8 protein-coding genes are annotated in these 12,747 nt (G+C 62.1%); all 8 read left to right on the top strand.

Features of this window, described 5'->3' with window-relative positions:
* Positions 1-266 precede the first annotated feature (266 nt).
* The 8 genes from secE (at position 267) to rpoC (ending at position 12,727) form a co-directional block, all read left to right on the top strand.
* On the top strand, positions 267-458 hold the full coding sequence (gene secE, locus AFIDRAFT_RS17900) for a preprotein translocase subunit SecE (RefSeq protein WP_009341075.1): 192 nt from the start codon (positions 267-269) through the stop codon (positions 456-458).
* A gap of 19 nt (positions 459-477) precedes the next feature.
* Complete coding sequence (nusG, locus tag AFIDRAFT_RS17895; protein ID WP_009341074.1) at positions 478-1,008, top strand: transcription termination/antitermination protein NusG; 531 nt, start codon at positions 478-480, stop codon at positions 1,006-1,008.
* Positions 1,009-1,139: 131 nt separating this feature from the next.
* Positions 1,140-1,568 carry a 50S ribosomal protein L11 gene (gene rplK / locus AFIDRAFT_RS17890; RefSeq protein ID WP_009341073.1) on the top strand — a complete coding sequence of 143 codons (429 nt, stop codon included), beginning with the start codon at positions 1,140-1,142 and terminating at the stop codon, positions 1,566-1,568.
* A 6-nt stretch (positions 1,569-1,574) separates the two neighbouring features.
* Positions 1,575-2,267 (top strand): 50S ribosomal protein L1, encoded by a 693-nt coding sequence (gene rplA / locus AFIDRAFT_RS17885; RefSeq protein WP_009341072.1) that lies wholly within the window; start codon positions 1,575-1,577, stop codon positions 2,265-2,267.
* 674 nt (positions 2,268-2,941) lie between these two features.
* Complete coding sequence (gene rplJ / locus AFIDRAFT_RS17880; RefSeq protein ID WP_009341071.1) at positions 2,942-3,460, top strand: 50S ribosomal protein L10; 519 nt, start codon at positions 2,942-2,944, stop codon at positions 3,458-3,460.
* Positions 3,461-3,512: 52 nt separating this feature from the next.
* Positions 3,513-3,890, top strand: coding sequence for a 50S ribosomal protein L7/L12 (gene rplL, locus AFIDRAFT_RS17875; RefSeq protein ID WP_009341070.1), 378 nt, complete (start codon positions 3,513-3,515; stop codon positions 3,888-3,890).
* A gap of 367 nt (positions 3,891-4,257) precedes the next feature.
* Entirely contained in the window at positions 4,258-8,394 is a 4,137-nt protein-coding gene (gene rpoB, locus AFIDRAFT_RS17870; protein ID WP_009341069.1) for a DNA-directed RNA polymerase subunit beta, read from the top strand.
* A gap of 127 nt (positions 8,395-8,521) precedes the next feature.
* A complete protein-coding gene (gene rpoC, locus AFIDRAFT_RS17865) occupies positions 8,522-12,727 on the top strand; it encodes a DNA-directed RNA polymerase subunit beta' (RefSeq protein ID WP_009341068.1) in 4,206 nt (1,401 codons plus the stop codon).
* The last annotated feature ends 20 nt before the right edge of the window (positions 12,728-12,747 follow it).

Raw genomic sequence — 12,747 nt, 5'->3', positions numbered from 1 at the left:
CGCAGCGGGATTTACGGTCCTGTCCGGGGGCAGGCAGGGGTTGCTGGCACCTTGACCTGATGGCCGGTCCGCAGTAGATAGCGCTACCTGCTGCCGGCCCGTTCAACGGATATCCGGCGCGGCTTTATCTCCCCGGACAATCGAGCCCGCGACAAGCCTATTTGGCGGCTCATCCTTCAAACGAGGGTTGGGCATCGCGAACGTCTGTCCGGAAAGCAAGCAATCTGGCCCGACACTTTATTCAGACGCGAGTGGATACCGAGACGATGGCGTTCAGCCCGTTCAAATTTCTGCAGGAGGTCCGCTCCGAGACGTCCAAGGTGGTGTGGCCGACCCGCCGCGAGACCATGATCACGACCATCATGGTGTTCGTGCTGGTGGCGGTTGCGTCGATCTTCTTTTTCGTCACGGATCAGGTGATCCGGATGTTGATTACGTTCGTCCTCGGCATTCGCTAGCGACGGCTGGAACTGACACATGAGCATGCGCTGGTACATCGTTCACGCCTACTCGAACTTCGAGAAGAAGGTCTCCGAATCCATTCGGGAGCAGGCCAAGCAACGCGGCCTCGAGGACCTGTTCGAGCAGGTGCTGGTTCCGACCGAGAAGGTCACCGAAGTGCGCCGGGGCCGCAAGGTCGATACCGAGCGCAAGTTCTTCCCCGGCTACGTGCTGGTGAAGATGAACCTGACCGACGAGGCGTTCCACCTCATCAAGAACACTCCGAAGGTAACGGGCTTCCTCGGCGCCGAAAACAAGCCGATGCCGATTTCCGAAGCCGAAGCGATGCGCATCCTGCATCAGGTGCAGGAAGGCGTGGAGCGGCCGAAGACCTCGGTGTCATTCGAAGTCGGCGAGAATGTCCGCGTGGCGGATGGTCCGTTCGCGTCGTTCTCCGGCGTGGTGGAAGAAGTGGATGATGCGCGTTCGCGCGTGAAGGTCGCGGTGTCGATCTTCGGCCGCGCAACGCCGGTCGAACTGGAATTCGGTCAGGTCGAGAAGGTCTGATCGTTATCGGAGCGGTTCGCCGCTCCGCAAGACCCGTGGAAGGGGGCAGGTGATCGCCAGTCACTTGCGAAACCGGACCACGGTTCCTCAAGAAGGCCCGGAATGGTCCGGGCCATTTGAAGGAGTTGAGCATGGCAAAGAAAGTGACCGGATACCTGAAATTGCAGGTGCCGGCCGGTGCGGCGAACCCGTCGCCACCGATCGGTCCCGCGCTTGGTCAGCGCGGCCTGAACATCATGGAGTTCTGCAAGGCGTTCAACGCGCAGACCCAGAAGATGGAAAAGAACACCCCGATTCCGGTGGTCATCACCATTTACGCGGATCGCTCCTTCACTTTCGAGATGAAGACGCCGCCGATGTCCTTCTTCCTCAAGCAGGCAGCGAAGATCCAGTCCGGCTCGAAGGCGCCGGGCCGTGACAAGGCCGGCAAGGTGACCAAGGCGCAGGTGCGCGAAATCGCCGAGAAGAAGATGAAGGATCTCAACTGTGACACCGTCGAGTCGGCCATGAAGATGGTCGAGGGCTCTGCCCGTTCGATGGGTCTGGAAGTGGCGGGGTAACGAGTCATGGCTGTTGGAAAGAAGCTCGTGAAGGCCCGCGAGGGCATCGACCGCGAAAAGCTCTACCCGATCGCGGACGCCGTCAAACTCGTCAAGGAACGCGCGCACGCGAAGTTCGACGAGACCATCGAGATCGCGATCAATCTCGGTGTCGATCCGCGTCACGCCGACCAGATGGTGCGTGGCGTCGTCACGCTGCCGAACGGCACCGGCCGCACGCTGCGCGTCGGCGTGTTCGCACGCGGCGCCAAGGCAGACGAAGCCAAGGCTGCTGGCGCTGACGTTGTCGGTGCCGAAGACCTCGTCGAGATCGTGCAGGGCGGCAAGATCGAGTTCGATCGCTGCATCGCGACCCCGGACATGATGCCGCTGGTCGGCCGTCTCGGTAAGGTGCTTGGCCCGCGGGGTATGATGCCGAATCCGAAGATCGGCACCGTGACCATGGACGTCGCGGCGGCCGTGAAGGGCGCCAAGGGCGGCTCGGTCGAATTCCGTGTCGAGAAGGCTGGCATCGTCCAGGCCGGCGTCGGCAAGGCGTCGTTCTCGGAAGAGAAGCTCGTGCAGAACATCAAGGCGCTTGCCGATGCAGTTGCAAAGGCGAAGCCGGCGGGTGCCAAGGGCACCTACATCCAGCGCGTCGCCGTGTCCTCGACCATGGGCCCGGGCGTCAAGGTTGAGCCGGGCAGCCTGAACTCCTGATCGGGGTTGCTTACAAGATTGCAGGACGGGGCGGATCAAATCCGCTCCGTCCTTTGCTTTTGGAGAGGGGAATTCGGGGGCGGTATTATTGTCTTCCGAGAAGGCCTCTGAAGCGGCTCTTACTGGCCCGAAACCTGCTTTCGGAACCCAGAATCCACTTGGCAAAGCAGCCGGGACTCGTTAAACATTCCTTTCCGGGCGTGCTGGCTGTCGCTGGCGCGTCCGTGCTCGCTTTCCGAAAAACCCATCAATAGGAGTTCATTCCTCGTCGATCAATCCGCTTGGCTTGTTCGACCCGGAAAAGAACGACTGTCGGCCTGGATTTGGAAAGCGGCAGGGGCCGCGCTCCTTCATGGATGGCGGCTTCGAATCCTGTCCAAGACTGCGGGTGTCTTGCCTATTTTTTTGAAGGGCTTGGCTTAATTTCCTGCACAGACGGGTGAAGACCGGATTTTGCATTCCACCGTGCAACAACGGTGGACAGCGGATTTGGTTCGACCTCGACACCTCCGAAGGCCTTCGCGGCCGGACGAGAGGGCAGGCTGTCAATGTCGTCAGGCCCTGACGTGTCGAGAGATTGATTGAGTGTCTCGAGACCCGAGCTGGGCAGGACGATCGGTGCAACCCGGCGGTCCTGCTTCCGAGCAAAGGCCGCCAACCGGAAAGAGCTTGCTGTGGAACGAGCGGCAAAAAAAGAGGCGGTCGACGCGCTGAAGGGGACTTTCAAGTCCACGGGCGTTGCGGTCGTCGCTCATTATTCCGGCCTCACGGTGGCCCAGATGCAGATTCTGCGCACGCAGATGAAGCAGGCTGGCGCTTCGGTGAAGGTCTCGAAGAACCGTCTCGCCAAAATTGCTCTTGAGGGCACGGACGTTGCCTCCATTGGTTCCCTGCTGAAGGGGCCAACCGTGATCGCTACTTCGAACGATCCGGTCGCAGCGCCGAAGATTGCCGTCGAGTTCGCCAAGACGAACGAGAAGTTCGTCATCCTTGGCGGCGCGATGGGAACGACTGTCCTGAATACCGACGCGGTGAAGGCGCTTGCCTCGCTGCCGTCGCTCGACGAACTGCGCGGCAAGATTGTCGGCCTCCTGGTGGCGCCGGCAACCAAGATCGCTCAGCTCGCCAACGCTCCCGCGGCGAAGGTCGCGCGCGTTGTTCAGGCCTATGCCTCAAAGGGTGAAGCGGCGTGATGCCATTCTCCATCTCAACTGGTTCGAACTGATACGCTGAAGGAAAGATACAATGGCTGATTTGCAGAAGATCGTGGACGACCTCTCGAGCCTCACCGTGCTCGAGGCTGCCGAGCTCGCGAAGCTCCTCGAAGAGAAGTGGGGCGTTTCCGCTGCTGCCGCTGTTGCGGTTGCTGCTGCTCCGGGCGCTGGCGGCGGTGCCGCTGCTGCTGAAGAAAAGACCGAGTTCCAGGTCGTTCTGGCTTCGGCCGGCGACAAGAAGATCGAGGTCATCAAGGAAGTCCGCGCCATCACCGGCCTGGGCCTCAAGGAAGCCAAGGACCTCGTCGAAGGCGCGCCGAAGCCGCTCAAGGAAGGCGTTGCCAAGGACGAAGCCGAGAAGATCAAGGCGACCCTCGAGAAGGTCGGCGCCAAGGTCGAGCTCAAGTAAGACGACAATCTTGTTCGGGCCGGTTCCTTCGGGAGCCGGTCCGGACACGACAATGTGTGGCGGTTCGGGGAGGTACCCCTCGAAAAGCTGCAAAAACCCACCAGATAGGTGGGAGCACGAAAGGCGTCCCGACCAGCAGGGGTCATGGGACTAAGGCGTCGGAGAGCGAAAGCTATTTCGGGCTGTTCGAGAATTTAGGGTCTGGTTGACGGGCAAACGCGGTGAGCGTTTCGCACGTCATTTTGCGTCTTGGGATGCCGCGCGGCAACGCGCGCGACCAGGACGATTTCGAAATTCAAGCTGGACAGCGGTGCGCAGCCGCAGTCCGGGGAATGCCGCCGGCAAGGCGGCGAAATGAGAGGCCACGATGGCGCAGTCGCAGCAAACTTTCACCGGTCGCAAGCGTGTTCGCAAGTTCTTCGGACACATCAAGGAAGTCGCGGAGATGCCGAACCTGATCGAGGTTCAGAAGGCATCCTACGACCAGTTCCTGATGGTCGACGAGCCTCAAGGCGGGCGGCTGGACGAAGGTCTGCAGGCTGTGTTCCGGTCTGTGTTCCCGATCAACGATTTCTCCGGCACCTCACAGCTCGAGTTCGTCCGCTACGAATTCGAGGCGCCGAAGTATGACGTCGACGAGTGCCGCCAGCGCGGCATGACCTTCGCTGCGCCGCTGAAGGTGACGCTGCGCCTCATCGTGTTCGATATCGACGAGGAAACCGGCGCGAAGTCGGTGAAGGACATCAAGGAGCAGGACGTCTACATGGGCGACATTCCGCTCATGACGATGAACGGCACCTTCATCGTCAACGGCACCGAGCGCGTCATCGTCTCGCAGATGCATCGTTCGCCGGGCGTGTTCTTCGATCACGACAAGGGCAAGACCCACTCCTCGGGCAAGCTGCTGTTCGCCGCGCGCGTGATTCCGTATCGCGGTTCGTGGCTCGACATCGAGTTCGACGCCAAGGACATCGTGTTCGCGCGCATCGACCGCCGCCGCAAGATTCCGGTGACCTCGCTGATGCTGGCCCTTGGCCTCGACGGCGAAGAGATCCTGTCGACCTTCTACAAGAAGATTCAGTACAAGCGCGCCAAGGATGGCTGGCGCGTGCCGTTCTCGGCTGATCGTTTCCGCGGCTATTCGGCTGCGACCGATCTCGTCGATGCGGATTCGGGCAAGGTTGTGCTCGAAGCCGGTAAGAAACTCACCGTGCGCCAGGCCCGCCTCCTGCAGGAGAAGGGCCTCAAGGCGCTGCGCATGAGCGACGCCGATCTCGTCGGCACGTTCCTCGCCGAAGACCTCGTCAACCCGAAGACCGGCGAGATCTACGCCGAAGCGGGCGAGGAGATCACCGAGAAGTCGCTGAAGGCGCTGATCGAGCAGGGCTACAAGGATCTGCCGATCCTCGACATCGACCACGTCAATGTCGGCCCCTACATCCGCAACACGCTCTCCGCCGACAAGAACGTCACGCGCGAGGACGCGCTGTTCGACATCTACCGCGTGATGCGTCCGGGCGAGCCGCCGACGCTCGAATCCGCGCAGAACATGTTCCAGTCGCTGTTCTTCGATTCCGAGCGCTACGACCTCTCGGCCGTGGGCCGCGTGAAGATGAACATGCGCCTTGAGCTGGATGCGCCGGACACCCATCGCACGCTGCGCAAGGAAGACATCCTTTCCGTCATCAAGACGCTGGTGGACCTGCGCGACGGCAAGGGCGAGATCGACGACATCGACCATCTCGGCAACCGCCGCGTGCGTTCGGTCGGCGAGCTGATGGAAAATCAGTATCGCGTCGGCCTGTTGCGCATGGAGCGCGCCATCAAGGAGCGCATGTCGAGCGTCGATATCGACACCGTGATGCCGCAGGACCTCATCAACGCGAAGCCTGCCGCTGCCGCGGTGCGCGAGTTCTTCGGCTCGTCGCAGCTCTCGCAGTTCATGGACCAGACCAACCCGCTGTCGGAGATCACCCACAAGCGCCGCCTCTCGGCACTTGGACCGGGCGGTCTGACCCGCGAGCGCGCCGGCTTCGAAGTGCGCGACGTGCATCCGACGCACTACGGCCGTATCTGCCCGATCGAGACGCCGGAAGGTCCGAACATCGGCCTCATCAACTCGCTCGCGACGTTCGCGCGCGTGAACAAGTATGGTTTCGTCGAGACGCCTTATCGTAAGGTGAAGGACGGTCGCGTCACCGACGAGGTCGTGTACCTCTCGGCGATGGAAGAAGGCCGCTACCGCGTCGCGCAGGCCAACGTGCCGCTCGATAACCGTGGCCGCTTCACCGAAGACCTCGTCATCTGCCGTCATGCGGGCGAAGTGATCCAGCTCACGCCGGATCGCGTCGACTACATGGACGTGTCGCCGAAGCAGCTCGTCTCGGTCGCCGCGGCGCTGATCCCGTTCCTCGAGAACGACGACGCCAACCGCGCGCTGATGGGCTCGAACATGCAGCGTCAGGCCGTGCCGCTGGTGCGCGCCGAAGCGCCGTTCGTCGGCACCGGCATGGAAGGCGTGGTTGCGCGTGACTCGGGCGCTGCGATCGCGGCGCGCCGTACCGGCGTGATCGACCAGATCGACGCGACCCGTATCGTCATCCGCGCGACCGAAGATCTCGATCCGACCAAGTCGGGCGTCGACATCTACCGCCTGATGAAGTTCCAGCGTTCCAACCAGTCGACCTGTATCAACCAGCGCCCGCTGGTGAAGGTGGGCGACGTGGTGAAGAAGGGCGACATCATCGCTGACGGTCCGTCGACCGATCTCGGTGAGCTCGCGCTCGGCCGCAACGTGCTCGTCGCGTTCATGCCGTGGAATGGCTACAACTTCGAAGACTCGATCCTCTTGTCCGAGCGGATCGTCAAGGATGACGTCTTCACCTCGATCCACATCGAGGAATTCGAAGTCATGGCCCGCGACACCAAGCTCGGCCCCGAGGAAATCACCCGCGACATTCCGAACGTCTCGGAGGAAGCGCTGAAGAACCTCGACGAAGCCGGCATCGTCTACATCGGTGCGGAAGTTCGCGCTGGCGACATCCTCGTCGGCAAGATCACGCCGAAGGGCGAAAGCCCGATGACGCCGGAAGAAAAGCTGCTGCGCGCCATCTTCGGTGAAAAGGCGTCCGACGTTCGCGATACTTCGCTCCGCGTGCCTCCGGGCGTGCAGGGCACCATCGTCGAAGTGCGTGTGTTCAACCGTCATGGCGTCGACAAGGACGAACGTGCGCTGGCGATCGAGCGGGAAGAGATCGAGCGTCTCGCCAAGGACCGCGATGACGAACAGGCGATCCTCGACCGCAACGTCTACGGCCGCCTCGCGGACCTTCTCGAGAACCGTCAGGGCATCGCTGGCCCGAAGGGCTTCAAGAAGGACACCAAGATCACCCGTGCGGTGCTCGAAGAGTATCCGCGCTCGCAGTGGTGGGCATTCGCTTCGCCGAACGACAAGCTGATGGCCGAGATCGAGGCCATGCGGAAGCAGTACGACGAATCGAAGAAGGGCCTTGAACAGCGCTTCCTCGACAAGGTCGAGAAGCTGCAGCGCGGCGATGAATTGCCTCCGGGCGTGATGAAGATGGTCAAGGTCTTCGTCGCGGTGAAGCGCAAGATCCAGCCGGGCGACAAGATGGCCGGCCGTCACGGCAACAAGGGCGTCGTCTCCAAGATCGTTCCGATCGAGGACATGCCGTTCCTTGAGGACGGCACCCATGCCGACATCGTGCTCAACCCGCTGGGCGTGCCTTCGCGCATGAACGTCGGCCAGATTCTCGAAACGCATCTCGGCTGGGCCTGTGCGGGCCTCGGCAAGCGGATCGGGCAGGCGGTCGATGCTTACCTCGCCAAGGGCGACGGCAAGTCCGACACCAAGGCGCTGAAGAGCACCCTGAAGGAGGTCTATGGCGACGACGAAGTCGTGAAGTCGCTGAACGACAACGAACTCCTCGAGTTGGGCCGCAACCTCAAGCCGGGCGTGCCGATTGCAACGCCGGTGTTCGACGGTGCCAAGGAAAAAGACATCGAGGACATGCTGGAGCTTGCCGGCGTCGACAAGTCGGGCCAGTCGACCGTGTACGATGGACGTACCGGCGACCAGTTCGATCGCAAGGTGACGGTGGGCTACATCTACATGCTCAAGCTGCACCATCTCGTGGACGACAAGATCCACGCGCGTTCGATCGGTCCGTACTCGCTCGTCACCCAGCAGCCTTTGGGCGGCAAGGCGCAGTTCGGCGGCCAGCGTTTCGGCGAAATGGAAGTCTGGGCGCTCGAAGCTTACGGCGCGGCCTACACTCTGCAGGAAATGCTGACCGTGAAGTCGGACGACGTCGCGGGCCGCACCAAGGTGTACGAGGCCATCGTGCGTGGCGACGACACGTTCGAGGCGGGTATCCCCGAATCGTTCAACGTGCTGGTCAAGGAAATGCGCTCGCTCGGCCTCAACGTCGACCTGCACAATTCCAAGATGGGCCCGGCGCCGACGTCCGAGGCGGCCGAGTAACGGAAATTATCTGCCCGGCCTTGCGGCCGGGCATTCGCGCCTCGCTCTCTCAGGATGCGAGGCGCGCGAGCTGACGAGATATTCTCGAATTCGCTGCCGGTGACGATCGGCACGCAAGGAGAAGACGATGAACCAAGAGATTATGAATCTTTTCAACCCGACGACGCCGGCCCAGGTCTTCGACCAGATCCGGATTTCGATCGCGTCGCCGGAGAAGATTCTGTCGTGGTCGTACGGCGAGATCAAAAAGCCGGAAACCATCAACTACCGCACGTTCAAGCCTGAGCGTGACGGCCTGTTCTGTGCGCGCATCTTCGGGCCGATCAAGGACTACGAGTGCTTGTGCGGCAAGTACAAGCGGATGAAGTACAAGGGCATCATCTGCGAAAAGTGCTCGGTCGAAGTCACGCTGTCGCGCGTCCGTCGCGAGCGCATGGGTCACATCGAGCTCGCCGCTCCGGTTGCGCACATCTGGTTCCTGAAGTCGCTGCCGAGCCGTATCGGCCTTCTGCTCGACATGACGCTGAAGGACCTCGAGCGGATTCTGTACTTCGAATATTACGTCGTGCTTGAGCCGGGTCTCACCGCGCTCAAGGACCGTCAGCTGCTGTCCGAAGAAGAGTATCTTAAGGCGCAGGACGAGTACGGCCAGGATTCCTTCACCGCGATGATCGGTGCGGAAGCGATCCGCGAGCTGCTGCGGGGCCTCGACCTCGAGAAGCTCGAGGCGCAGTTGCGCGCCGACATGGCGGAGACCGATTCCGACATCAAGCACAAGAAGTTCGCCAAGCGCCTGAAGATCGTCGAGGCTTTCCGTAACTCGGGCAACAAGCCGGAGTGGATGATCCTCACGGTCGTGCCGGTGATTCCGCCGGACCTGCGTCCGCTGGTGCCGCTCGACGGCGGCCGCTTCGCGACTTCCGACCTCAACGACCTGTACCGCCGCGTCATCAACCGCAACAATCGTTTGAAGCGGCTGATGGAGCTGCGCGCGCCGGACATCATCATCCGCAACGAAAAGCGCATGCTGCAGGAAGCTGTGGACGCGCTGTTCGACAACGGCCGCCGCGGCCGCGTCATCACCGGCGCCAACAAGCGTCCGCTGAAGTCGCTCGCCGACATGCTCAAGGGCAAGCAGGGCCGCTTCCGCCAGAACCTGCTCGGCAAACGCGTCGACTATTCCGGCCGTTCGGTTATCGTGGTCGGCCCCGAGCTGAAGCTGCATCAGTGCGGCCTGCCGAAGAAGATGGCGCTCGAACTGTTCAAGCCGTTCATCTATTCGCGGCTCGACGCCAAGGGTCTGTCCACCACGGTGAAGCAGGCGAAGAAACTCGTCGAGAAGGAGCGTCCCGAGGTCTGGGATATCCTCGACGAGGTGATCCGCGAGCATCCGGTGCTGTTGAACCGCGCGCCGACGCTGCATCGCCTCGGCATTCAGGCATTCGAGCCGACGCTGATCGAGGGCAAGGCGATCCAGCTTCACCCGCTGGTCTGCGCCGCGTTCAACGCCGACTTCGACGGCGACCAGATGGCCGTGCACGTTCCGCTGTCGCTTGAAGCGCAGCTGGAAGCACGCGTCCTGATGATGTCGACCAACAACATCCTGCATCCGGCGAATGGTCAGCCGATCATCGTGCCGTCGCAGGACATTGTGCTTGGTCTTTATTATCTCTCGATCCTGCGCGAAGGCCTCGCCGGCGAAGGCAAGATCTACCGCGACATGGCGGAGATCGAGCACGCGCTGTTCTCAAAGGTCATCCACCTGCATACCAAGATCAAGTATCGGTGGAACGGGGTCGGTGAGGACAACAAGCCGATCTCGAAGATCTACGAGACCACCGCCGGCCGCGTTATGCTCGGCCAGGTTCTGCCGAAGCATCCGAAGGTCCCGTTCGACGCCGTCAACAAGCTGATGACGAAGCGCGAAATCTCCGGCGTGATCGACACGGTGTATCGTCACTGCGGTCAGAAGGAGACTGTGATCTTCTGCGACCGCATCATGGCGCTCGGCTTCCACAACGCCTTCAAGGCGGGCATCTCGTTCGGCAAGGACGACATGGTCGTGCCGCACGGCAAGTGGAAGGTCGTCGACGACACCCGCTCGATGGCGAAGGAATTCGAGCAGCAGTACAACGACGGCCTGATCACTCAGGGCGAAAAGTACAACAAGGTGGTCGACGCCTGGTCCAAGGCTACGGAGAAGATCGCTGACGAGATGATGAAGGAAATCTCGTCGGTGAAGAAGAATCCGAAGGGCGGCGAGGCTCAGATCAACTCGATCTACATGATGGCTCACTCCGGTGCGCGTGGTTCGCCGGCGCAGATGCGCCAGCTGGCCGGTATGCGCGGTCTGATGGCCAAGCCGTCGGGCGAGATCATCGAGACGCCGATCATTTCCAACTTCAAGGAAGGTCTGTCGGTGCTCGAATACTTCAACTCGACCCACGGCGCCCGCAAGGGTCTCGCGGACACCGCGTTGAAAACCGCGAACTCCGGCTACCTCACCCGCCGTCTGGTGGACGTGGCGCAGGATTGCATCATCAATGCAACCGACTGCGGCACCAACCTCGGCATCAAGATGCGGGCGATCGTGGACGCCGGCACCGTGGTGGCTTCGCTCGGCTCACGCATCCTCGGCCGCACCGCGGGCGAGGATATCCGCGAGCCGTCGACCAACAGGGTCGTCGTCAAGCGCGGCACTCTGATGGAGGAGAGCCACGTCGATGCCATCCAGCGCGCTGGTGTGCAGGAGGTGAAAATCCGCTCCGCACTGACCTGCGAACTGGTCAACGGCATCTGCGCCATGTGCTACGGCCGCGACCTCGCGCGCGGCACCCCGGTCAACCACGGTGAAGCTGTCGGCGTCATCGCCGCGCAGTCGATCGGTGAGCCGGGCACGCAGCTCACGATGCGTACGTTCCACATCGGCGGCGCTGCGCAGATCAACCAGCAGTCGTTCGTGGAGTCGAACTTCGACGGCAAGATCGTCATCAGGAACAAGGCGATCGCCACCAACTCGGAAGGCGCCAAGGTTGCGATGGTCCGCAACATGGTCGTTGCGATCGTCGATGCCGACGGCACCGAGCGTGCGACCCATCGTATCCAGTACGGCTCGCGCATGTGGGTCGACGAGGGCGATATGGTCAAGCGCGGCCAGCGCATCGCGGAGTGGGATCCCTATACCCGTCCCATTCTCACCGAAGTCGAGGGCACCATCGGGTTCGAGGATCTGGTCGAAGGCCAGTCGATCTCCGAAACGCTCGACGAGTCGACCGGTATCGCCAAGCGTATCGTCATCGACTGGCGCTCGACCAATCGTGGTGCGGACCTGCGTCCGGCCATCGTGGTCAAGGGCAAGGACGGCAAGGTGCTGAAGCTCGCGCGCGGCGGCGACGCCCGCTACATGCTGTCGGTGGACGCCATTCTGTCGGTGGACGTCGGCGCGACGGTGAAGCCGGGCGACATCCTTGCGCGTATCTCGACCGAGAGCGCCAAGACCCGCGACATCACGGGCGGTCTGCCGCGCGTGGCCGAACTGTTCGAAGCCCGCAAGCCGAAGGACGCCGCGATCATCGCGGAGATCGCCGGCACGATCCGCTTCGGACGGGATTACAAGAACAAGCGCCGTCTCTCGATCGAGCCGACTGACAAGACCGAGGAGCCGCGCGAGTACCTGATCCCGAAGGGCAAGCACATCCACCTGCAGGACGGCGACATCGTCGAAAAGGGCGATTTCATCGTCGAGGGCAATCCGGCGCCGCACGACATTCTGGCGATCAAGGGCATCGAGGAACTTGCTGCCTATCTGGTCAACGAAATCCAGGAGGTCTACCGGCTCCAGGGCGTGCTCATCAACGACAAGCACATCGAAGTGATTGTCCGTCAGATGTTGCAGAAGGTGGAGATCACCGATCAGGGCGACACCGACATGATCTCGGGCGAGCAGGTCGACAAGATCGAGTTCGACCAGAACAACGCCAAGGCGAAGGAAGAGGGCAAGAAGCCCGCGACCGGAACCCCGGTGCTGCTCGGCATCACCAAGGCGTCGCTGCAGACCCGCTCGTTCTTCTCGGCGGCGTCGTTCCAGGAGACCACCCGCGTCCTCACCGAAGCCGCCGTCAACGGCAAGGTGGACCCGCTCGAGGGCCTCAAGGAGAACGTCATCGTTGGCCGCCTGATCCCGGCGGGCACCGGCGCCTCGATGGCCAAGATCCGCGAAGTCGCGACCAAGCGCGACAAGCTGATCCTGGACGAGCGCGAGAAGCAGGCGGCGATCGCAACGCCTCCGGCCGCGCCGGAAGCCGAACCGCTGGCTTTGCCGCCGGTGGAGTGACGGTTCGCTTTACTCACCTC

Source organism: Afipia sp. 1NLS2, from assembly GCF_000178995.1.
GTDB lineage: Bacteria > Pseudomonadota > Alphaproteobacteria > Rhizobiales > Xanthobacteraceae > Afipia.
The sequence above is the reverse complement of the archived record's forward strand: the minus strand, read 5'-3'. Positions and strand labels throughout refer to the sequence as shown.

What these genes read in the sequence shown, in the direction of transcription:
- rpoB (WP_009341069.1), top strand. Translation starts at nt 4,258, where the DNA reads ATGGCGCAGTCGCAGCAAACTTTCACCGGTCGCAAGCGTGTTCGCAAG.
- rplL (WP_009341070.1), top strand. Translation starts at nt 3,513, where the DNA reads ATGGCTGATTTGCAGAAGATCGTGGACGACCTCTCGAGCCTCACCGTG.
- rplA (WP_009341072.1), top strand. Translation starts at nt 1,575, where the DNA reads ATGGCTGTTGGAAAGAAGCTCGTGAAGGCCCGCGAGGGCATCGACCGC.
- rplK (WP_009341073.1), top strand. Translation starts at nt 1,140, where the DNA reads ATGGCAAAGAAAGTGACCGGATACCTGAAATTGCAGGTGCCGGCCGGT.
- secE (WP_009341075.1), top strand. Translation starts at nt 267, where the DNA reads ATGGCGTTCAGCCCGTTCAAATTTCTGCAGGAGGTCCGCTCCGAGACG.
- rpoC (WP_009341068.1), top strand. Translation starts at nt 8,522, where the DNA reads ATGAACCAAGAGATTATGAATCTTTTCAACCCGACGACGCCGGCCCAG.
- nusG (WP_009341074.1), top strand. Translation starts at nt 478, where the DNA reads ATGAGCATGCGCTGGTACATCGTTCACGCCTACTCGAACTTCGAGAAG.